The 21,435-nt window shown below is 26.9% G+C and carries 23 protein-coding genes, 1 tRNA gene and 1 pseudogene; 23 read left to right on the forward strand and 2 right to left on the reverse strand.

Annotated elements, in window-relative coordinates; translation table 11 throughout:
- From ABDZ60_RS18015 to ABDZ60_RS18085, 15 genes and pseudogenes are all read left to right on the forward strand, one after another.
- Positions 1-2,592, forward strand: a pseudogene (locus ABDZ60_RS18015) (hypothetical protein); the annotation flags it as partial.
- Entirely contained in the window at positions 2,582-2,794 is a 213-nt protein-coding gene (locus tag ABDZ60_RS18020; protein ID WP_343780078.1) for a hypothetical protein, read from the forward strand. The pseudogene ABDZ60_RS18015 and the gene ABDZ60_RS18020, both read left to right, overlap by 11 nt.
- Before the next feature lie 72 nt (positions 2,795-2,866).
- The gene (locus tag ABDZ60_RS18025) at positions 2,867-3,298 is read left to right on the forward strand and encodes a hypothetical protein (RefSeq protein ID WP_343780080.1); all 432 of its coding nucleotides are present in this window, start codon (positions 2,867-2,869) and stop codon (positions 3,296-3,298) included.
- A 117-nt stretch (positions 3,299-3,415) separates the two neighbouring features.
- The gene (locus tag ABDZ60_RS18030) at positions 3,416-3,622 is read left to right on the forward strand and encodes a BhlA/UviB family holin-like peptide (RefSeq protein WP_287596938.1); all 207 of its coding nucleotides are present in this window, start codon (positions 3,416-3,418) and stop codon (positions 3,620-3,622) included.
- Between the two features lie 5 nt (positions 3,623-3,627).
- Positions 3,628-3,822, forward strand: coding sequence for a hypothetical protein (locus tag ABDZ60_RS18035; RefSeq protein ID WP_016208507.1), 195 nt, complete (start codon positions 3,628-3,630; stop codon positions 3,820-3,822).
- Positions 3,823-3,854: 32 nt separating this feature from the next.
- Complete coding sequence (locus ABDZ60_RS18040; RefSeq protein ID WP_343780086.1) at positions 3,855-4,817, forward strand: peptidoglycan recognition protein family protein; 963 nt, start codon at positions 3,855-3,857, stop codon at positions 4,815-4,817.
- 159 nt (positions 4,818-4,976) lie between these two features.
- A complete protein-coding gene (locus tag ABDZ60_RS18045) occupies positions 4,977-5,129 on the forward strand; it encodes a hypothetical protein (RefSeq protein WP_343780088.1) in 153 nt (50 codons plus the stop codon).
- Between the two features lie 117 nt (positions 5,130-5,246).
- A complete protein-coding gene (locus ABDZ60_RS18050) occupies positions 5,247-6,128 on the forward strand; it encodes an LAPAL motif-containing putative phage structural protein (protein ID WP_343780090.1) in 882 nt (293 codons plus the stop codon).
- Between the two features lie 232 nt (positions 6,129-6,360).
- Positions 6,361-6,525 (forward strand): hypothetical protein, encoded by a 165-nt coding sequence (locus ABDZ60_RS18055; RefSeq protein WP_343780092.1) that lies wholly within the window; start codon positions 6,361-6,363, stop codon positions 6,523-6,525.
- Positions 6,526-6,613: 88 nt separating this feature from the next.
- On the forward strand, positions 6,614-6,820 hold the full coding sequence (locus ABDZ60_RS18060) for a DUF6290 family protein (protein WP_287596930.1): 207 nt from the start codon (positions 6,614-6,616) through the stop codon (positions 6,818-6,820).
- Between the two features lie 803 nt (positions 6,821-7,623).
- A complete protein-coding gene (locus ABDZ60_RS18065; RefSeq protein WP_016207147.1) occupies positions 7,624-7,776 on the forward strand; it encodes a zinc-ribbon domain-containing protein in 153 nt (50 codons plus the stop codon).
- 464 nt (positions 7,777-8,240) lie between these two features.
- On the forward strand, positions 8,241-8,528 hold the full coding sequence (locus ABDZ60_RS18070; protein ID WP_016207146.1) for a hypothetical protein: 288 nt from the start codon (positions 8,241-8,243) through the stop codon (positions 8,526-8,528).
- Positions 8,529-8,877: 349 nt separating this feature from the next.
- Entirely contained in the window at positions 8,878-9,243 is a 366-nt protein-coding gene (locus ABDZ60_RS18075; protein WP_016207145.1) for a phage holin family protein, read from the forward strand.
- Between the two features lie 157 nt (positions 9,244-9,400).
- A complete protein-coding gene (locus ABDZ60_RS18080) occupies positions 9,401-10,444 on the forward strand; it encodes an NADH:flavin oxidoreductase/NADH oxidase (protein WP_343780096.1) in 1,044 nt (347 codons plus the stop codon).
- 9 nt (positions 10,445-10,453) lie between these two features.
- Entirely contained in the window at positions 10,454-10,792 is a 339-nt protein-coding gene (locus ABDZ60_RS18085; RefSeq protein ID WP_343780098.1) for a DUF1653 domain-containing protein, read from the forward strand.
- Positions 10,793-10,913: 121 nt separating this feature from the next.
- Here ABDZ60_RS18085 and ABDZ60_RS18090 read toward each other — a convergent pair whose 3' ends face one another.
- Complete coding sequence (locus tag ABDZ60_RS18090) at positions 10,914-11,315, reverse strand: bacteriohemerythrin (RefSeq protein ID WP_343780101.1); 402 nt, start codon at positions 11,313-11,315, stop codon at positions 10,914-10,916.
- A 464-nt stretch (positions 11,316-11,779) separates the two neighbouring features.
- On the opposite strand from ABDZ60_RS18090, the gene ABDZ60_RS18095 reads away from it, so the two are divergent.
- The 3 genes from ABDZ60_RS18095 (at position 11,780) to ABDZ60_RS18105 (ending at position 14,953) form a co-directional block, all read left to right on the forward strand.
- The gene (locus ABDZ60_RS18095; protein ID WP_016207141.1) at positions 11,780-12,826 is read left to right on the forward strand and encodes an aldose epimerase family protein; all 1,047 of its coding nucleotides are present in this window, start codon (positions 11,780-11,782) and stop codon (positions 12,824-12,826) included.
- 191 nt (positions 12,827-13,017) lie between these two features.
- Positions 13,018-13,803, forward strand: a complete 786-nt coding sequence (locus tag ABDZ60_RS18100) for a potassium channel family protein (RefSeq protein ID WP_343780103.1) — start codon at positions 13,018-13,020, stop codon at positions 13,801-13,803.
- Positions 13,804-13,822: 19 nt separating this feature from the next.
- Entirely contained in the window at positions 13,823-14,953 is a 1,131-nt protein-coding gene (locus tag ABDZ60_RS18105) for a glycosyl hydrolase family 8 (RefSeq protein WP_343780106.1), read from the forward strand.
- Between the two features lie 58 nt (positions 14,954-15,011).
- Here the strand turns inward: ABDZ60_RS18105 and treR are convergent, their stop codons facing one another.
- Positions 15,012-15,725, reverse strand: coding sequence for a trehalose operon repressor (gene treR, locus ABDZ60_RS18110; protein ID WP_016207138.1), 714 nt, complete (start codon positions 15,723-15,725; stop codon positions 15,012-15,014).
- A gap of 172 nt (positions 15,726-15,897) precedes the next feature.
- Between treR and treP the strand changes: the two genes are divergently transcribed.
- The 5 genes from treP (at position 15,898) to ABDZ60_RS18135 (ending at position 21,415) form a co-directional block, all read left to right on the forward strand.
- Entirely contained in the window at positions 15,898-17,334 is a 1,437-nt protein-coding gene (gene treP / locus ABDZ60_RS18115) for a PTS system trehalose-specific EIIBC component (RefSeq protein ID WP_016207137.1), read from the forward strand.
- A gap of 59 nt (positions 17,335-17,393) precedes the next feature.
- Positions 17,394-19,058 (forward strand): alpha,alpha-phosphotrehalase, encoded by a 1,665-nt coding sequence (treC, locus tag ABDZ60_RS18120; RefSeq protein WP_343780109.1) that lies wholly within the window; start codon positions 17,394-17,396, stop codon positions 19,056-19,058.
- 174 nt (positions 19,059-19,232) lie between these two features.
- Positions 19,233-19,317, forward strand: a tRNA-Leu gene (locus tag ABDZ60_RS18125).
- Between the two features lie 235 nt (positions 19,318-19,552).
- On the forward strand, positions 19,553-20,449 hold the full coding sequence (locus ABDZ60_RS18130; protein WP_047002334.1) for a helix-turn-helix transcriptional regulator: 897 nt from the start codon (positions 19,553-19,555) through the stop codon (positions 20,447-20,449).
- A 111-nt stretch (positions 20,450-20,560) separates the two neighbouring features.
- On the forward strand, positions 20,561-21,415 hold the full coding sequence (locus tag ABDZ60_RS18135) for an NmrA family NAD(P)-binding protein (protein WP_343780112.1): 855 nt from the start codon (positions 20,561-20,563) through the stop codon (positions 21,413-21,415).
- The last annotated feature ends 20 nt before the right edge of the window (positions 21,416-21,435 follow it).

The following is a 21,435-nucleotide window of genomic DNA, read 5'->3' on the forward strand; positions in this document are numbered from 1 at the left end:
AGTTTTATTATACCTTCACAAAATATAGCTTCAATGCCGAATAGGATAATCAAAACAGTTATTGTTCCTGTGAATGGGGATAAAACATTTTCAAGAATTGAGTATAGATTGGATAATGCAATAGGAACGTTTACTATTTCAAATTTAAAGGTAGAACTTGGAGAAAATACTAACCCAGTGTGGACAGTTGCACCAGAGGATATAGATAGCAAAATACAGGCAAATACAACATCTATTACAGCAATACAAGGAAGTATAGACACATTAGTAAAAGATACAAAAATAGAGGACAACGGAACTGTAGTTAAGTTACAAGACTTTTATTCTATTTTTAAACAAACATCTAAAGATATAAGCTTTAAGGTAGAAGGTTTAGAAACTATAGAAGTACAAGGAAGGAATCTACTTCTAAATAGTGGAGCTGAATTAGATTTAAAGTACTGGAATAAACCAGAAAGCAATGGAGAAGTATTAATATCTGAAATAGATGTTTATTATGGAGCTAAAGCTTTTAGAATAAAAGAAACAACAGGTAGTAAGTATCAAACACTAAGACAAAACATAAGTGTTAATCCAAATAGTAAAATTGCTATTAGTGGATTTGTTAAAGTTTTGCAAGTTGTAAATACTAGTTCATCAGTAAAATTAGCATGTAATTATTATAGAGCTGATGGATCTATTGCAGGGGGTCCTACTCCCATAACCTTAAATGTAACTGGAGATTATAAAAAGATTGAATATCTAGTAACCATACCTAGTGATGTTGTTACTTTACAAGTAGTTTTACTCGTACAAGGTGCAGAAGCACTATTTGATAATATAAAAGTAGAAAAGGGATTAAGGACTACAGGATGGACAAATGCTCCAGAAGATATTGACACTCAAACTACAACTATTAATAACTTAGTAAATCAAAACAAGCAAAATATTAGATGTAATGATTTAGGAGCTAAAATAAATTATTCTACATTTACAACTCTTAACCAAGGTGAAATATACCTACATGGATTTGATTTTAATAATAATCCGAGTGATGTAAATGGGACAATATACTGGAATGGAAAAAATATTACAGTTCCTAAGGGAATGATAGATCCTAATAGTGATTATGGAATTGGTGGAGATATATACTTATTTATGAATGTTACTAATCAATCTGTAGTTATGGGAGCTTGGTATGATAGCACGATTAAATCTTGGAAATACAAAATGCTTATAGGAGGAACTTCTACTGGAATATTAAATCCAACTAGTGAACATGTTGCTATTGGAATAATTAATATGAAGGATGCTGAAAGTTTCAACTATGCTTATTTATTTGAAACTCCGCAATCCTTAAAAGCCTTAACAGTAGGCTCAATGGATATTCTTACAAGAATGAATAGTGCAGAATTAAAAATAACTGATAGTGCAATAACAGCATCAGTAAGCAATGCAATAAATTCAGGTACTGCAGCTATAACAACCACACAATTTGTAATGGACACAGCAGGACTTACAGTAAAAAATGGAGCTATAAAGATACAAAATAAAGCAGGAACTAATGTATTAACATCTGATACAAATGGTAATTTAACTATAGCAGGAACATTTATAAATAAGAATTGGAATGGTGTTGATGCAATAAAAATACAAGATACAAGCATATATTTTTATGATTGGGAACGTAACGGAAGGGAACTTGGAATAATATATAGTTCTTATTTAACAGACTATCCAAATGTAAGAGGACTTTCTCTAGCACATCACAATGAAGGATATATGACTTTAGGTTATAAAACTAGTACTGGCTATAGTTCGTATATTGTATTTGATAAGTATGCTAAAAATCCTACTTATCCAGCTCCTATAAGAGTACTTGAAAGTGCAGTATTTAATTCAGCTGTAAATTTACAAGATAGAGTTTATGTACCGGATAAAATATGTTTTGAAGCAGCGTATAACTCAACAACCCCTCAAATATTTAAAGGCAAGGGCGACTCAAGAAATATATTAGCAATACAAGTATCTGTAACAAATAAAGATGATGGATTTATGATACAAAGTAATACTGGTGGTGTATTGGCTAGAATACTAGCAGGGTATAGCTATCCAATAGTATTAAATAATAACACTCAAATAAATGGAAATTTAGACATTACGGGAAGTAAGGCAAGATTGGTAAATACAAATAATTTTAGTGGGGTTAGATTAAATGCTGTAGAAAGTGCATCTCCGGTTTTTGAGGATATAGGAGAAGGTGAATTAGATGGCACAGGATTATGCTACATTTATATAGATTCTGTTATGTTAGAAACTATAAATACAAAATGTAACTATCAAGTTTTTTTGCAGAAATATGGAGAAGGAGAACTATTTATATTAGAAAGAAATGAATATTATTTTATAGTAAAAGGAACTCCTAATATAAAATTTGGTTGGAGATTTGTAGCAAAGCAAAAAGGATATGAATTAGAAAGGTTAGAACAAGAAAAAATAATTATTCAAGAAGAGTTTTTCAGTAATATAGATGATTTTAAGGAAGTTAAATATGATGATTTGGCAAATGAGTATTTAAAAAAATATGAAATGGAGTTGATTAATGTTGGCTAATATAAAAAAAATAACAAGTTTTACTGCACATACTACGGCAGAGGGGCAAAGGCTCTCATATACTTGTTCTGAGATTGACGAAAGTGGAAACATAGTAGTAAATAATGATAGAATTAGCTGTATAGTATTAGATAATGATGTAATAGGATATATAGAAAAAATCAATGAATTTTTATCAAATAGAGAAAATAAAACAAGTTAATTACAATATATTTACTTTTCCTACAATTGGATAGTATAATAAATATATACATATTTTATTAAGGGGGTAAATATGAAGGTTAATAAGAATGTGATTATTAGTATTATAGTTACTCTAGTGCTTAGCATTGGTATAAGTGCATTTATCTTTAAACCTATGGGAACAGTGGCAACAGAGAAAAATAATACAGAACTATACCTACAAATGAAGGAACAGGCTAAAGCAGAAGTACAGGCAGAGTTTGACAAACAACTTGAAGAAGTTAGGAAAGACACTGACGCTCAGATAGAGAAATTAAAAGTTGAGTATGATAAAGCTATGGCAGACGCTAAGCTAGAGCAGGCAAATAATCTTCAAGCGGCTATTCAACAAGCAAATGCTAATGCACAAGAAGCAATAAATCAAGCTACTTCTCCGGAAGAAATAGAGAGAAGAAGACAAGAAGAAATGAAGAAAAATCCAATAGAAATACCAGATATAAAACCAGCGAGCAATGGAGAATAAATATAAGAGCTTACATATAAGTAGGCTCTTTTTGTTTTAAAAATATCTTATAAAATTAAGAAAATAGGAGTTTACAAAAGTAAGCTCTTTTTATTTTGTAAAAAAGGAAGGTGAAATATGGATGAATTAATGCAAGCAGCAATAGGGCAAGGATTAGGATATGCATTATTTGTATTTCTATTAATCTATGTTCTAAAAACAACAGGGGAGAGAGAAAAGAGATACCAGGATCTATTAGATGCAATGGCAAATAAGTTTAGTGTTGTTGAAAACATTCAAGAAGATGTTAAAGAAATAAAAATTAAAGTTGAAGAAAGGAAGTGATAAAGATGGAAACATTAAAGAAATTATTGCAAATTAAAAAGATAATAGCTTTGATATTAACAATAGTATTTTCAATATTAGCTTTAAAAGGATTAATAGGATCTACTGAATTTTTAACCATATTTAGTATGGTTATAGCTTTTTATTTTGGACAAAGTTCAACTAGACAAGCTATAAAAGAAACTAAGGAGCAGGAGTAAATCTTGTTCTTTTTATTTAAGGAGGAATAAATATGTTAAAGCAACAATTAATATCAGAAAGCAAATATGGGGTAAAGTGTCCATACACAATGACACCAAAAGGAATATGTATTCATAATACTGCAAATGATGCACCTGCATCTAATGAAATAGCTTATATGCAAAATAATAATTTAGAGGTATCATTTCATATAGCAATAGATGATGTAGAATCAATTCAAGGATTACCATTAAATCGTAATGCATGGCATGCAGGAGATGGAGGAAATGGTAATGGAAATAGAAATTATATAGCAATAGAAATATGTTACTCTAAATCAGGTGGAGATAAGTTTATTAATGCTGAAAAGATGGCAGCTAAAGAAGTGGCAGCACTTTTAAAACAATATGGATGGGGAATAGATAAAGTTAAGAAACATCAAGATTTTAGCAATAAATATTGCCCTCATAGAACTTTAGATATGGGATGGCAAAGATTTTTAAATATGGTCCAATTAGAATTAAGTGGATCTAATCAAACAGGAAATTCAAATGTAGAAGTTAATTACAATATAGGTGATAAAGTTAAAATTGTTGGAAATAATTATGCCACTGGTGAAATGATACCAGGTTGGGTTAAAGAAAATACTTATGAAGTTATTCAAGTTAGTAACAATAAGGTATTGCTAGGTGGTATTATGAGTTGGGTATATGCTAGTGATGTACAAGAAGTAAACAATAATGTAAATTCAGTTATTCCACAAGTAAGTAATAAGAAGTATTTAAATTTAAAACCACATATGCAAAAATGGGCAATATATAAAGAAAATGGACCATATACAACACCTTATAAGATTGGTGATGTTAAACCTGCCCAATTTTCTGGATTAAGTTATGAGATACTGGGTAACCCTGCCACTGATGTTTATATTATTCAAACAAGAGACTTTGGTAGAGTCGCAATATATGCTCCAAGAGATAATGATAGCAGCATAACTTTAAGTATAATCTATTAATTTTTTAAGGCTAGTAGGTAGGAGAAAAATCTTACTTACTAGCCTTTATTTTTTTATTATAATTTATCATAAATCTATAAAAAACTTAATATTATATATAAGACATAAATCCTTAAAAAATGGGGGGTGGGACCACATTTTTGAAAGGAGGTTACTTATATGCTTGTAAAAATAAGAAATGAAATACTTATGGAGATAACAATTGGAATGATTGTTCAGTTAATATCTTCATACTGGCAAATTAAAACAATGTACATTATTTTAATTATGCTAATACATATTAATGCCAGAAAGAAAAAGTTAGAAGGATGAAAAGTAGCACTTAGGATTAATATTCTAAGTGCTACTTTTTTTATAATATGGACAAGTTTACCAAAAGTGTGTAAAATAAAAGAAAGTAACTAGAACAGTATTTTTTGGAGTGAGTTTATGATAGAAGTTATGGATAAAAGTAAAGAAAGTTTTAGTATTGGATTTAAAGGTAAAAATGATATTGATTTAAAAGAACTTATATCTACATTAGATGGAACTATTGAGTTAATTGATTTTGTATCGAATTCATTAGATAAAAATTCTTTTATAAAAGTAAATGTTCAAGGATCCAGAAAAGGAAGTTTTATTATTGATTTATGTGTTCTTGCTAAGGAAGGATTAAATTTAATTAATGTTCCTAATATAACATATGCTAAACTCTGTATTGATACTGTATGTGGTTTATTCACTTTGAAAAAACATTTAAAAGGTGAAAAGGCAAAATCAGTTTTTCCGGATAATAATGGTAATGTAGTTATCGAGAATAAGGATACAAAAAAATTGACAATCAACACTCAAATATACAATATATATGGAGTAGAAAGCAATCAAGCTATGAAAAGAATATTTTCTAATTGTGGTAGAGAAGGATTTTATATTGAAAATCAAAATAAGAAGATATTTGAAATAGATAAAAATGAGTTTTCAAATATGACTAAAGATATAGAAAGTGTAGTTGATGAAAAAGTTATTAAAAGTAACTCGAAAATAATAGTATCAGTAAAAAAAGCCGATTTTATAGGTGAATCCAAATGGGAATTAATGTACAAAACTAAGTGTATAAAAGCAGCGATAAAAGATGAAAGATTTATAGAAAATCTTCACAATGGGAATGTATCAATAACAGCTAAAACAAATATGGAAATCGAATTATTAACAGAAACATATTTGAATGAAATAGGTGAGCAAACGAAAACAGTTCATTATATTAATGAAGTTATTAAGATTAGCAATACAGATGAATTGAAACAATTAAAATTTGAATATAGTAATAATTAAGCAAAAAAGCACTTAGAATAATCTAGGTGCTTTTTATATTTATAAAACTTTATATAAGGCGATATGATTTAATACTAGATATATTGGTGATTTTCTAGAACATTTTAGTTACATACCGCCTAATATAATTTATATCCAGATATAAAAATTTTAAACAAGATATATAATAAAAATTACGAATATCTTAGCCACCATATTAATACATATATAACATATGGAAGGTGGTGAGAAGATGCAAAGGTTAAGAATAACTATAGACTTTAATAAGAATAGAGAAGATGATTTAAAACTCTATGAAACATTATTAAAATACTCCAGTCCAGGAGCACATATTAAAGATGTATTAAAAGGGTTAAGTCCGTTACCTAATATGACAAATGACACCAGTAAAGAGTAGTGGAGTATGTCCGTACTATCTGTACACGTACGGACAAGCCTTTTAAATCAAGCAAAAATAGTGAGAAAAGAAGTGGGGGAGAGTAGTATTGAGTAAGATAATAGAGTTGATAAATAGTATATTTAAGACTAAAGAGGAAGAAATATTACTAGATGATAGGTTTGAATTTAGATTAAATAAAAATGAAAAAATACTTATAAAGAAATATTGTGATCTACAACGTATTTCTGCATCTGAATTTTTTAGAAAAGTTGCAATGAAAGAAATTGATAATTTTATTAAGGCAGGTAGATGATTATATTTAAACATAAAAATTATAGTTGCCCAAGTATTTGCCCAAGCCTGGAATGTTGAGTGTATAAGGGATATCAAGATTAGATATTTAGGAATGGGCATTTCACTAAATTCAAAGATAATTAAATACACTTGGGTACAAGCTTACCGTAATACAGAACTCCGCTTACGGCTTGTCTCGCATAAGTAATAGCAAGGGTTTATGGGTGTAGAGATTAAAATCTTACCTTAATATTCTCTTGTTATTTTATTTTTAATAATTGTTAAATATTTATCAATAGAGAGTTTTCTAGAGGGGTTTCTTATTCTATAGATTTAATCTTACTTATTATTAAATAAGTGCATGTAACTATAGTTGCAAAAATAACAGTCATTCCAATATAATAGATAAAACGATATGATTGTGCAACTGTCACTTTAGACATTAAGAGAAATAATATCATTGGTAAAACATAAAAACTGAAGAATACAAAAAATGTACAGGATAAGATAAAAATAAAAAATACTTTAATATATTTCATGAAACTACTCCAATCACAAATTACTTCCTTAATTATACTATATTTACTTATAACTTAAAAATACAAATATATTTACTTATAATTGGCTAGAAGAAATTTTAATTAATAGATTTAAATTTTATTTGAAAAGATTTTTATAAAAAACTATTGCTAAAACTATTATAATATGATATTATAAATAAATAGCGAAGAGCTAATTAATTAGGTTTGATTTAGATAAATAATTTCTCGTAAATTGGAGATTATTATCCATTTGGAATCTTTAAATTTAGGAGGAATATTTATGACAGATAAAACAATAACTTGTAGAGATTGCGGAAGCGAATTCATATTTTCAGTAGGAGAACAAGAATTCTACAAAGAAAAAGGATTCGATAATGAGCCAACAAGATGTGTATCTTGTAGAAGAGCTAAAAAAGAGCAAAATAGAAGATAATTTTTGTTTGAATCAAGGGTTTTAAGTATATCTTAAAACTCTTTTTTATTTTAAAAATAAAAAATATATTTACTATAGAAAGAGGAAAATAAAGTGAATTTATAAATATCTTTATGATATATCTAAAATCAATAAAGAGAAGGTTCTTAGTAGTACCCTTTAAAAAAGCTACTTGCCATAATGATAAAAGTACTTAGAAATCTAGGTGCTTTTATTTTATATAAAGAAGAAATGGTTTTAATCAAAAATAATTTTATAAAAGCATATAAAATTAATACCAGGTAGAAAGCAGTATGTATAAAATTCTACCTGGCAAATAGTTAACTACTTGTATAGATAATAAATTAAAGACAAGTTTTTTGTCAATCAGAAAGTTATAAATAAAAATTTTTCATAGGTAAAAGTCATAAAAAAATTAAATTTATAATATTAGATAATATAATAAATAAATTGGAGAGATTTAAATGGAGAATTTTATTATCTTAATTTTAATTTCCTTACTAGCTGAAAGTGTATGGGAAACTTTAAAGATGATATGGCAAAATGGAAAGTTAGTTATAGATAGAGTAGGAGCATTAGTGGTCTCCGTACTAATAGCTATAGGAACTAATTTAGATATACTATCACTACTAGGGGTAAAAACTTTTATTCCCTATTTAGGTGTTATATTAACTGGGATATTAATAAGTAGAGGATCGAACTTTATACATGATTTATTAGTTAGAGTTGGAAATATAAAAATTAGTGAATAGAAAAAAATTTCAAAAATAACATTCAGAAAAGTTAAAACAATCCTTGCATTAATAATCAAGGATTGTTTTTTTATTATAATAAATCATTATGTAATATTTTATTATAAGAGTTTAGATCATCTAAGGAATTAAAAGCGTCCAAGACACTATTAATAATATAAATAAACAAAAACGTAGAAATTAGAATAATCAAATAAAAAAGTATATTTGACATAATTACCATATAAATCACCTCAGTTTAATTATTTCCAGCAATATGCAATTTTAAAACTAAAGCATAAGAAATAATTTTTTTTATTTAGTTAATACTATATATAGACAATATAAATTTTACAAAGGAGGAATTAATATGTCTCAAAGTAATAATACAAGGGAAAATAAAACTAGTATAGTAGGATGGATAGGAAGATTAGTAATGGTGGCTATAATTTTAGGAATAACATCTTTTTTTACTCCTGGATTTAGTATCAATGGATTATGGTCTTATTTAATAGCAGCAGTAGTAATTACTATATTAGATTATATAGTAGAATCCTTTATGGGAGTAGATGCTTCTCCATTTGGAAAAGGGTTAAAGGGGTTTGTTATTTCAGCAGTAATAATATATGTAGCACAGTTTTTTGTGCCTAATATGAGAGTATCAATTATAGGAGCCTTAATAGCAGCATTAGTTATAGGGATATTAGATGCTATTTTCCCATCAAGAGTTATGTAATTATAAAGTTATATACTAAATTAAATTTAAAAATAAGAGTTCTCAAATAAGAGAATTCTTATTTTATATTCAATAGATAAAAATTCAGCACTTGATTTAGAAAAATATATTTTTTATACTAAATGTAAGTTAATAAATTAAGGAAGGTGATTTTTGAATGAAGGATTTATTTACACCCTATAAAATGAAAGGGCTTGAGTTAAAAAATAGAATTGTACTACCTCCGATGTGTCAATATTCAGTAGAGAAAAAAGATGGAATAGCTAATGAATGGCACTATATGCATTATGTAAGTAGAGCAATTGGTGGTGTAGGCTTAATAATTATAGAAATGACAGATGTAGAACCAGATGGAAGAATAAGTGATTATGATTTAGGATTATGGTGTGATGAACAGATAGAGCCTTTAAAGAAAATAGTAGATGAGTGCCATAAATATGGTGCTAAAGTGGCAATTCAAATTGCACATGCAGGAAGAAAGGCTGAAGATGCAGAAATACCAGTTGCACCATCGCCTATTCAATTTGATGAAAAAAGTAAAACTCCAAAGGAATTATCTACAGAAGAAGTAAAAGAAATTGTGGATAAATTTAGATTATCAGTTAAGCGTGCCATTAAATCAGGATTTGATGCTATAGAAATTCATGGAGCTCATGGATATTTAATACATCAATTTCATTCACCATTAACTAATAAAAGAAGTGATGAGTATGGAAAGGATTTAACTAAATTTGGAGTAGATATAATTAAAGCAGCTAAAAGTGAAATGCCAAAAGATATGCCTCTAATAATGCGCATATCAGCAGTAGAATATGTAGAAAATGGATATGGAATAGAAACAGGTATTAAGCTTTCCAAAGCATATAAAGAAGCAGGAGCAGATATATTTCATATTAGTGCAGGGGGAGAAGGCAAAATAGCAGCAGCCGGTAAACCAGGAACACATGCAGCATATCAAGTACCTTATGCAAAAGCTATTAAAGAAGCTTTAAACACAGATGTTATTGCTGTTGGAAGGCTAGATGAGCCTGAACTTGCTAATGCAGTAATAGGAAATGAAGAAGCAGATCTTGTAGCAGTTGGAAGAGCAATGTTTAGAAATCCATATTGGCCATTAGAAGCAGCTATTAAATTAAATAAAAAGGTTGATTTACCTAGACAATATGAATTAGGATTTCCAAGAAATATTTTAAATAAATAGGGAGAGTAAATGAGAGATTTAAAGTATCCAGCAATTTATAAGCATTTTAAAAATAAATACTATGCTGTTATGGGGATTTGTAAATATATAGAAAATAAAGATAATAGCAAAGATCTTAAAGTATTAAAGGCATTTCATACAGAGTTAAATTCATTGATAGAAATATACATAAAAGATGATGAGTATTTTCATTCAAATGATAAAGATTTAACTTTAGTTTTATATAAAGCACTTTATGATGATAAAGGAATATACGCCAGACCTATAGAAATGTTTTTAAGTGAAGTGGATAATGATAAATATCCAGAAGTACTTCAAAAATATAGATTTGAATTATTTAAATATTAATTAAAGAATTAGTATAAGAATTTAGAGATAATATTCAATTAGTATAATAATAGTTTATATATATAATGAAGATAGAACCATGCATAGTACTAAGTAGAATTAGATACTATACATGGTTCTATTACATTTTTAAGTATTTAGGGATGTTTTTATCTGTTTCCATTATATGTACCTTTATCCAATTAGAAACCACATCTAGTATGTCATTTATAGATTTTTTTTGATCTATATCTATAGAATATATATCAAACTTATTAATTTCTTCAATAAAAGCATCATGAGCAAATTTATGTGTTAAAAATTTTGAATAGCCATTTTTACGCATAAAATCTTCTTCGGTTTGGAAATGATAAATTGTATATTCTTTTAATTCCTCAAGTATAGTGATAATTTTATCATACTTATCATTTTCCTTATCTTTTAGTAATAGTTCATAGCATTTATCAAGTATATCAAATAATTCTTTATGCTGCTTATCTATAATGTCTATGTTAACAGAAAATTTATCAGACCAAGATCCCATTTTAACTCCCCCAGTATAAAAAATATAATTCTATTATAATTGAATAGTATAAAATAAACAATAAGAATAAATTTTTACAATTAAACATTTTCTACCAAAGCTTATAGATTATTAAATATAGCAAAGATTAGCAAAGTTACAAATATATTAGAATTATATAAATAATCATTTGAAGATTATAAAAAACATTTAAATTTAGTAAAAATTTACTAAAAAGGTTTTTTATAATTGACTGTTATATTTTATCGGTATATTATGAATATAGCTAGGTATTTGGATTATTAGCTATTTTAAAGCACATAAAAATATTAGTAAAATATAATTTATTAGTATATAAGTTGCAATAAATATTCTACATTTAACTTAAATAAACCTATTAACTTTTAATTTTATAAGACTGTAATGAGGTAGATTATTAATTGAAACATATATATTAAAAAAGTATAAGTTTTAGGAGTGAAACTATGGAAATTTTAAAGGTGTTAATTGGGAAGTTTAATAACAAAAAGGTGGAAAGCTATAACTTAAGAAACTCTAATGGTTTTGGGATAAATGCATTAAATTATGGTGCTATAATAACTGATATATTAGTACCAGATAGAAATGGAATAATTGAAAATGTAGTTCTTAAATATGAAGATATAAACTCATATGAAAAAAATCCATCATATTTAGGAGCATTGATAGGAAGAACAGCTGGTAGAATTGCAAAAGGTAAAGTCGAATTAAATGGCAACGTTTTAAGTTTTGATAAAAATTATGGGTCTAATCAAGGTCATGGAGGAATAAATGGCTTTGACAAAAGGTTTTTAGATGTAAAAACAAATATTAACGAAAACGAAGGATATATAGAATTTTCTTATTTAAGTCCATCAGGGGAGGAAGGATATCCTGGTAATTTAAAAATTAATTTAAGATATACTATAACAGAAGAAAATGAATTGAAAATATCATATAAAGCAATAAGTGATGAAGATACATTAGTTAATCTAACTAATCATAGTTATTTTAATTTAAGTGGCAATTATAAAGAGAACATTTTAAATCATCATTTATATATAGATAGTGATTTTATAACTGAAATAAATAAAAATCAAGTTCCAACTGGAAAGATAATAAGCGTAGATGGAACTCCATTTGATTTTACAAGTCCTAAAACAATAGGAAGAGATATAGAGGAAGAAGATTATCAACTGGAAATTGGACAAGGATATGATCATACTTGGATTCTAAATGGCGGTAATGATATAAAAATTAGATTATACCATAAAGCTTCAGGAAGGCAAATGGATGTTTACACAAATCAAAATAGCGTAGTTTTATATTCGTTAAATTTCCCAGATGATGAAAAAATATCTTATGCAAATAGAAGTGCTAAGAGAAGAGAGGCCTTGGCAATAGAAACTCAAAGTCCTCCTATAGGAGAGAATAATATATTTGCTAAGTATTCAATTTTAAGAAAAGGTGAAGAGTATAATAAAGAAACAATATATAAGTTTTCAATTATATAAATTATTAGGCAGTACTAATTCAAGTATTGCCTTTTTACTTATATAAGTTGATAAAACACTGATATCAATTGAATAATCTCAAATTAAAATAGAATTAAGCTAGGTGTGTGATATTTATTACATCGTATATATCATTTTTTCTAAAGTTACTATATAAAATATAAGTAGATAACTATAGGAGAGGTATTTGTATGCAAAAGAGATTAGTTTATGATATCTTTATTGGTTTATTATCGTTGATGGGTGCAATAATGATGATATTAGAACTTATGTATAAACTGCCCATTAGTGTAGTAGAAACTTTTTATTATATAAATTTAATAATTTGCTATATATTTTTTATGGACTATATAATAAGATTAGGTTTATCAAAAAACAAAATGAATTTTATAATTAATAATCTTGTAGATTTAATTTCTATAATACCTGTTTTTGGAATAAGCAAAATGATTTATACTTTGAATATAGGAATGGTTATAGACTTAAAGTTATTAATAAAAATAACAAAAGTAGTTATACTTATAATTTTTGTGATCAAATTTAAGAATAAAATAAGAGAATCTGTAAAAATTAATAAATTTAACTATATGTTAGTTTTAACTACTATTATAATTGTATTAGCAGCAGTAATTATAGCTTTATTAGAAAATATGAGTTTTGGAGATGCTATATGGTGGAGCTTTGTAACTTTCACTACCGTTGGGTATGGAGATGTCCTTCTCACAACTAATAGTGGAAGAATAGTGGCTATTTTATTAATGATTTTTGGAATTGGATTTATAGGAGTAACTACAAGTACGATAGCGGCTTATATAATAAATAATGATGGGAGAAAGAAAAGAAAAAGAGATTTTAAGGACGAAACTATAGATTTTATTAAATATAAAATAGATAATCTTGATTCATTATCAGATTCAGAATTAGATAATATATATAAGACTTTAAAAACCTTAAAATCAAATAATAAGGAAAAGTAATAAAGGAAGAGGTACACATATGAAAAAAGTATATAGAACTATAATTATGATATTGATAATATTAATTTTATCTTCTTATTTAGGATATATATATTTATATAAATATATAAAAAAAATAGAAATAAATTCAGTTATTTCAAATGAGGAAATAACTAAGGAAGAAGAAATATTAATTAATTTTATAGACAGTAAATTAATTAATGAGTTTGGAGGAATATATACTAATTATAATAATATCAAAACAGAAGGGGATTTAACTAAGGGGCATGATATCTTATCAGAATCTCAAGGAATGATTTTAAATTATTATTTATATAAAAATGATCAAGCAAATTATAAAAAATCCTTTCAGTATTTAAAAGAAAATATGATTTTAAAAAATAAATTAGTTAGTTGGAGAATAGAAAATAATAAGCCTTCAGAGGTATCAGCGACAATAGATGATTTAAGAATAGTAAGATCTCTAGTAATTGCTTCAGAAGAATTTCATAATTTAAGATATAGATACTATGGAATAAAGGTTTCAAATGGAATATATAAAAATTTAATTACAGACAATAGATTAATAGATTTTCATGATGGATATGGAAAAAGTAATATAACTACCTTATGTTACTTAGATTTATATGCAATAAAACTTTTATCTTTATTTGATGACAAATGGAATGAAGTTTATAATAAATCAAGTGAAATTATAGAGCAAGGTTACATAAGTAAGGATTTACCACTATATAGAAAGTATTATGATGGTAGTACAAATGAATATGATAAGGAAGAAAATATAGATACTTTATTGTCTATATTAGTTATTTTAAATAAAGCAGAAGTGAATGAAGATATAAGCGAAAGTATAAATTGGATTAAGGATAGATTAAAAAATTTTGGATATATATCAACTTCATATAATATAAATATGAAGGATGAAAGTAAAATAGAATCTACATCTATTTATGCTAATATTGCACAATTAGCAAAGGTAATAAATGATGAAGAACTTTACAAAATGGCAATAAATAAAATGAAAGTTTTCCAGGTAATAAATATAAACAGCAATATATACGGAGCATTTGGAAATGAAAAAACTGAAGAAGTATATTCCTACGACAATTTAAATGCATTACTAGCACTAAGAAGAAAATTTAATAAGTAAGAAAATAAAAATGAATCAAGAAGTAATATTTCTTGATTCATTTTTATTATATATGAAGTTATAATCTCTTAGCATATGTAGAAAAGGTAAATTTGTCTGGTCTATGACGTGATTCAGTATATTCAAATAAAGTTCCATCTTCTAAATAGACATAATTTTTTATTATGGCAACTAAATTGTAATTTTTTAAATCTATAAACTTCATGTCGAGTTTAGAGACTGGCTCTACCGAAACTATTTTTTGAGCACCAGCAATTTTTAAAGAAAGATTATTTTCTATGTGTTCATAAATTGACTTACTTGCAATATTTTTATCCAAGTCTTTAATTATGTCTTTTAAGAAGAAATTTATATCTAATATACTTTCTTCTCCATCTATATTTCTAGATCTTATTATATAAATAACTTTTGATCCTAATGAAAAACCAGTTTTTTTTGAGAGCTTTTCATCAACTGTTAATTCTTCGAATCTATGTACATGAGTTAAATAATTTACATTGTTAGTTACTGAAGCTTCTTTAAAGCTTTGTAATCCACCAACTAAAAATTTAAGTTGTTGTTTTTCTAAAATAAAAACTCCTTTTCCATGAACACTTGCAACAAGACCTTCAAAGGATAGCTGATTTATTGCTCGTCTAACAGTATTTCTACTTACTTCAAATAATGATGTTAATTCATTTTCAGAAGGAAGTTTTTCGCCAGATTTAAATTCATCATTTAATATTTTATTTTTTAAGTATTCATATATTTCCGTGTATTTCACTTGTTTCATATTAATTAAAATCTCCTTTAGGGCTTACTATATAGTATATTATAGCACTAAGAGGTAAAAATAAAATAAAAAAAGAAAAACAATCTTGTTTAAACAAGTGTTGACATACTTGTTTAAACAAGATATAATGTAATCGTAATCAAAAATAAAATGTTTAAAAGGAGAGAACGCTATGGGAAAGTTTAGACAAGAGGCATTAGACTTGTTAGAACTTGTTGGGGGGAAAGACAACATTGCCAGTGCAAGTCATTGTGTAACTAGATTAAGATTTGTCTTAAAAGATGAAAAGATTGCTAAAGAGAGAGCGAAGGATATTGAAAAACTACCATCAGTTAAAGGTACATTTGTAAATGCAGGTCAATTCCAAGTCATTATAGGAAATAGTGTACAAGCTTTTTATGATGAATTAATTCAAGTATCAGGATTGAAAGCAGAGTCTAAGGAAGAAGTTAAAAAGGCTGCTCAAAAGAATATGTCAATAGTACAAAGAGTTATAGCTGGACTTGCTGAAATATTTATTCCCATTTTACCAGCAATTATTACTGGGGGGTTAATATTAGGATTTAGAAATATAATAGGTGATTTAGCTGTATTTGGAGATGGTACACAAACACTTACTAGTTTACATCCAATTTTAGCAGAAATTCATAGTTTTTTATGGATTTTGGGAGAAGCAATATTCCACTTCTTACCTGTGGCGGTAACTTGGTCAACAGTTAAAAAATTTGGTGGCTCAGAAATTCTTGGTATAGTACTTGGTATTACATTAGTATCACCACAGTTATTAAATGCTTATGGATATGCAGAAGCAGTGCAAAATGGAAGTGTTCCATTCTGGAATTTTGGTTGGTTTACAATAGACAAGGTTGGATATCAAGCACAAGTAATTCCAGCTATGTTATCTGGTATCGTATTAACTAAAATTGAACTTACACTTAAAAAATATATACCTGATGTATTGAAATTAATAGTTATCCCATTTACAACTCTTTTAGTAACAGTTTTATTATCTTATATAATAATTGGACCAATTTCAAGAGAACTTGGCAATTACGTTGCAATTATTTTCAATTATTTATTAACAGGACCATTTAAAATACTTGGAGCAATAATTTTTGGAGTAGCTTATGCGCCATTAGTTATTACAGGATTACATCATACTTTTATTGCAGTAGATTTACAATTAATTGCAAATGGGGGTACTATGATATGGCCACTTATAGCATTGAGTAATATTGCTCAAGGAGCTTCAGCAGTAGCTATGTTAATAATATACAAGAAGAATGCAAAAATAAAATCAATAGCAGCATCAGCAGGTATATCTGCATGGTTAGGGGTTACTGAACCAGCTATGTTTGGTATTAATTTAAAATATAAATTCCCATTTATTGCAGCATTAATAGGATCAGGCTGTGCAGCAGTAATTTCAATACTTTCTGGAGTATTAGCTAATTCTATTGGAATAGGAGGATTACCTGGATTTTTAGCAATTCAACCTCAATATTGGGTTCCTTTTATAATCGCAATGGTAGTAGCAGTAGTAGTTCCAATAGTTTTAACCTTCATATTTAATAAAAAGTTTGGATCAGATATAGAAAACTTAGAATAATAAAAAAATTGAGCTGTCACATCTTTGTGACAGCCCATATCTATTAAGAGGTGGAGTAAATGAAAGAACAGAATTGGTGGAAATCATCAGTAGTATATCAAATTTATCCTAAAAGTTTTAAGGATAGCAATGGAGACGGAATTGGAGATATAGTTGGAATAATAGAAGAATTAGATTACTTAAAGAATTTAGGGGTGAAGGTACTTTGGCTTACACCTATATATGTATCACCTCAAAATGATAATGGTTATGATATAGCGGATTATTATAATATAGATAAAATGTTTGGAACTTTAGAAGATTTTAAACAATTACTTAAGGAAACTCATAAAAGAGGAATGAAGTTAATACTGGATATGGTAGTGAATCATACATCTACAGAGCATATTTGGTTTAAAGAAGCGCTTAAAGGTAAAGATAATCCTTATCATGATTTTTACATATGGAGAGAATTGCCTAATAATTGGAGATCTAAGTTTGGTGGATCTGCATGGCAATATGTAGAAAGCTTAAATGAATATTATCTTCACCTATTTGATAAGACACAGGCAGATTTAAATTGGGAAAATCCAAAACTTAGAGAAGAAATATTTAAAATGATGAGATATTGGCTAGATATGGGAGTTGATGGATTTAGATTAGATGTTATTAATCTTTTATCTAAGGATGAAGAATATTTAGATGATGATTTTAAATCCCCTACTAGAGATGGTAGAAGATTTTATACTGATGGACCTAAGATACATGAGTATTTAAAATTAATCAATAATGAAGTTTTTTCAAAATATGATGGAATTATGACTGCTGGTGAAATGTCTTCTACAACAATAGAGAATTGTATAAAATATACTAATCCAAATAATGAAGAGTTAAATATGACTTTTAATTTTCATCATTTAAAGGTAGATTATCCTGAAGGCGAAAAGTGGAAGTTAGCGCCATTTGACTTTGAAAAGCTAAAGGATATATTGTTTAGTTGGCAAGTAGAAATGGAAGAAGGAAATGGATGGAATGCTTTATTTTGGTGTAATCATGATCAACCTAGAATAGTATCTAGATTTGGAAATGATACAGTTTATAGAGACGAGTCTTCAAAAATGTTGGCTACAGCTATACATTTAATGAGAGGAACACCATATATATATCAAGGTGAAGAAATTGGAATGACAAATCCTAATTTTGATAATATTAATGAGTACAGAGATGTAGAGTCACTAAATGCTTATAATATTCTCTTGAATAAGGGCATAAATGAAAATGAAGTTATAAATATATTAAAAAATAGATCAAGAGATAATTCAAGAACACCAATGCAATGGAATAGTGAAGAAAATTCTGGGTTTACAAAGGGAACACCGTGGATAGGCGTTTCAAAGAACTATAAAAATATAAATGTATATTCTGAAAAGAAAAATTCTAATTCTATATTAAATTACTATAAAGACTTAATAAATTTAAGAAAGAATAATGAAGTAATATGCGAGGGCAGTTTTATACCAATTTTAAAAGATCACCCAAGGATATTAGCTTATATTAGGGAACATAAAGGTCAAAAAATATTAGTAGTATGTAATTTTTATGGAGAAAAAATTATGGCATCTTTAAGTGAGTTAGACAATGTAAAAACTAAAATGATTTTAACTAATTCAGATGAAAATAAAATCGATGAAAATAAGATATTTTTATCACCTTATGGATGTATGGTAATTTCTTTGAGTAAATAAAATATTATAAAAAATACTTATAATGTTTTATAAGTAAAAACCATGTATAGAAAGAATTTAATTCTTTATATACATGGTTTTTAAAGTTATATATGATTATACTAATATATAATTTAATATATATATTGAAAAACTATTTTATATAAATTAGAATATAGTATATGAATATATTATGCAGATGTGGCGGAATGGCAGACGCATCATCTTGAGGGGGTGACGAGGAATCCTCGTGCGGGTTCAAGTCCCGCCATCTGCACCAAAATAAATTATTTAATTTATGAAAATCATATAGAATTTATTGTGTATAGATATTCCTTTCTAAAAGTGAAATTGGGATATCGGTAGTAAAATCAAAAGTAATTTATAAATTTATATAAGAAGAACAAGTTGAACTTTGGGCTACATTACTAGTAAGAAATTATAGAATGTAGTCTTTTTTTATTATATAAAGATATTATTAAGTAATTATTATAAGGTAAGTTTAGGTGGTAAAAATGAAGGGAAATAGACTATTTGAAATAATATATATTTTATTAGATAAAAAGAATATTACAGCAAAGGAATTAGCTGACCATTTTGAAGTTTCTCAAAGAACTATTTATAGGGATATAGAAAATTTGTCAGAGGCAGGAGTTCCCATTTATATGACTAAGGGAAAAGGCGGAGGAATAAGTCTTTTAGCAGATTTTATATTAAATAAAGCAATTTTAACACAAGAAGAAAGGAAAGAAATATTAGCAGCTATGCAAGGGTTAAATGCTGTTAATAAAGATGAGTTTAATGGAGCTTTGTCTAAATTAAATTCATTTTTAGGAGGAAATAACGAGAATTGGATTGAAGTTGATTTTTCAAATTGGGATAAAAATAATGATTTAGGAGAAAAATTTACAGTTATAAAGAACTCCATAATAAATAAGAATTTAATATCTTTTGAGTATTTTAATGCAAATGGAGAGTTACTAGAGCGTATTGTTGAACCATTAAAATTAGTTTTTAAGGGGCAGGGGTGGTATTTATATGCTTATTGTAGAAAAAAAGAGGATAATAGATTTTTTAAACTTACAAGAATGAAGAGTGTAAATGTAATTTCAGAAAGGTTTGCTAGAGTTGTTCCTAATAAAATATTTACAGAAAAGGATATAGGATATTCTAAAGAATTAGTACATGTAAAAGTAAGAATAAATAAGAAACTAGCATTTAGGGTATTTGATGAGTTTCAAAATTACTCTCTAGATGATAATGGAGATTATATAGTTAATTTAGATTTTCCAGTAGGCGATTGGATGTTTGGATACCTAATGTCTTTTGGGGAGAATATAGAGATCCTTGAACCTTTGCATATAAGAGAGGAAATAAAAAGTAAGTTAATAAATTCTCTAAATAGATATTAATATGACATAATGGTGTCATATTAATATCTATATAATATAACTATAGTCAATTATATAGAAGTTCATTATTGACTTCTAATAATAGATTATTTATATAATTGGAGGTAGATTATGAATATAGTATTAGGAGCAACAGGACAAATAGGTTATATGCTTGTTGAAAACTTATTAAAGCAAGGTGAAAAGGTAAGAGCTGTTATTAGAGATGAAGCTAAAGCCGAAAAGTTGAAAAAAATAGGTGCTGAAATTGCTATTGCAGATTATTTTAATTTAGATGAATTAAAAAAAGCTTTTAGTGGGGGTAAAACAGTTTTTTTATTAACGCCTGAAAATCCACAAAGTAATAATTTTTTGAAAGAAACAAAAATTATTATAGATAATTATAGAGAAGCAATTTTATCATCAGATATTACTAAAATTGTTGGATTATCTTCTATGGGAGCTCATAATAAAGAAAAAACCGGTAATCTTATGGCTTCATATATGTTAGAAAATGCATTTTTAGATTTAGATATTAAACAGGTTTTTGTAAGACCAACATATTATTTTAGTAATTGGATTGGATATATGGACTTAATCAAAGAATATGGAATTCTTCCAACATTCTTTCCTATTAATATGAGATTACCAATGATTTCCCCAATAGATGTCTCTAAATTTTTAGCAAATGTAATTATTAATCAGGGGCATCAAGAAAGAATATATGAGATTGTAGGACCAAAAGATTATAGTCCATCAGAAATAGCAGAAATATTTGAAGAAACCTTAAATAAAAAAGTTGATTTACAGCTAATAGTGCCAAGTGAATGGGAAAAAACATTGTTAGAATCAGGATTTTCTAAAGATGCAGCTGAAAATCTTATGCTTATGACTAAGGCAACTATTGATGGAAAAGGTGAAAGTAGAATAAAAAATAAAATTAATTTATCAATGGATTTTAATAAATATTTAGAAGAGATATTATAAATATTTATTTTAATATAATT

Source organism: Clostridium sartagoforme (genome assembly GCF_039521405.1).
Lineage (GTDB): Bacteria > Bacillota > Clostridia > Clostridiales > Clostridiaceae > Clostridium > Clostridium sartagoforme.

What these genes read in the sequence shown, in the direction of transcription:
- ABDZ60_RS18040 (WP_343780086.1), top strand. Translation starts at nt 3,855, where the DNA reads ATGTTAAAGCAACAATTAATATCAGAAAGCAAATATGGGGTAAAGTGT.
- ABDZ60_RS18085 (WP_343780098.1), top strand. Translation starts at nt 10,454, where the DNA reads ATGAGAGATTTAAAGTATCCAGCAATTTATAAGCATTTTAAAAATAAA.
- ABDZ60_RS18130 (WP_047002334.1), top strand. Translation starts at nt 19,553, where the DNA reads ATGAAGGGAAATAGACTATTTGAAATAATATATATTTTATTAGATAAA.
- ABDZ60_RS18020 (WP_343780078.1), top strand. Translation starts at nt 2,582, where the DNA reads ATGTTGGCTAATATAAAAAAAATAACAAGTTTTACTGCACATACTACG.
- ABDZ60_RS18035 (WP_016208507.1), top strand. Translation starts at nt 3,628, where the DNA reads ATGGAAACATTAAAGAAATTATTGCAAATTAAAAAGATAATAGCTTTG.
- ABDZ60_RS18045 (WP_343780088.1), top strand. Translation starts at nt 4,977, where the DNA reads ATGCTTGTAAAAATAAGAAATGAAATACTTATGGAGATAACAATTGGA.
- ABDZ60_RS18100 (WP_343780103.1), top strand. Translation starts at nt 13,018, where the DNA reads ATGCAAAAGAGATTAGTTTATGATATCTTTATTGGTTTATTATCGTTG.
- ABDZ60_RS18095 (WP_016207141.1), top strand. Translation starts at nt 11,780, where the DNA reads ATGGAAATTTTAAAGGTGTTAATTGGGAAGTTTAATAACAAAAAGGTG.
- ABDZ60_RS18135 (WP_343780112.1), top strand. Translation starts at nt 20,561, where the DNA reads ATGAATATAGTATTAGGAGCAACAGGACAAATAGGTTATATGCTTGTT.
- ABDZ60_RS18025 (WP_343780080.1), top strand. Translation starts at nt 2,867, where the DNA reads ATGAAGGTTAATAAGAATGTGATTATTAGTATTATAGTTACTCTAGTG.
- treP (WP_016207137.1), top strand. Translation starts at nt 15,898, where the DNA reads ATGGGAAAGTTTAGACAAGAGGCATTAGACTTGTTAGAACTTGTTGGG.
- ABDZ60_RS18030 (WP_287596938.1), top strand. Translation starts at nt 3,416, where the DNA reads ATGGATGAATTAATGCAAGCAGCAATAGGGCAAGGATTAGGATATGCA.
- ABDZ60_RS18075 (WP_016207145.1), top strand. Translation starts at nt 8,878, where the DNA reads ATGTCTCAAAGTAATAATACAAGGGAAAATAAAACTAGTATAGTAGGA.
- treC (WP_343780109.1), top strand. Translation starts at nt 17,394, where the DNA reads ATGAAAGAACAGAATTGGTGGAAATCATCAGTAGTATATCAAATTTAT.
- ABDZ60_RS18055 (WP_343780092.1), top strand. Translation starts at nt 6,361, where the DNA reads ATGCAAAGGTTAAGAATAACTATAGACTTTAATAAGAATAGAGAAGAT.
- ABDZ60_RS18070 (WP_016207146.1), top strand. Translation starts at nt 8,241, where the DNA reads ATGGAGAATTTTATTATCTTAATTTTAATTTCCTTACTAGCTGAAAGT.
- ABDZ60_RS18050 (WP_343780090.1), top strand. Translation starts at nt 5,247, where the DNA reads ATGATAGAAGTTATGGATAAAAGTAAAGAAAGTTTTAGTATTGGATTT.
- ABDZ60_RS18065 (WP_016207147.1), top strand. Translation starts at nt 7,624, where the DNA reads ATGACAGATAAAACAATAACTTGTAGAGATTGCGGAAGCGAATTCATA.
- ABDZ60_RS18105 (WP_343780106.1), top strand. Translation starts at nt 13,823, where the DNA reads ATGAAAAAAGTATATAGAACTATAATTATGATATTGATAATATTAATT.
- ABDZ60_RS18080 (WP_343780096.1), top strand. Translation starts at nt 9,401, where the DNA reads ATGAAGGATTTATTTACACCCTATAAAATGAAAGGGCTTGAGTTAAAA.
- treR (WP_016207138.1), bottom strand. Translation starts at nt 15,725, where the DNA reads ATGAAACAAGTGAAATACACGGAAATATATGAATACTTAAAAAATAAA.
- ABDZ60_RS18090 (WP_343780101.1), bottom strand. Translation starts at nt 11,315, where the DNA reads ATGGGATCTTGGTCTGATAAATTTTCTGTTAACATAGACATTATAGAT.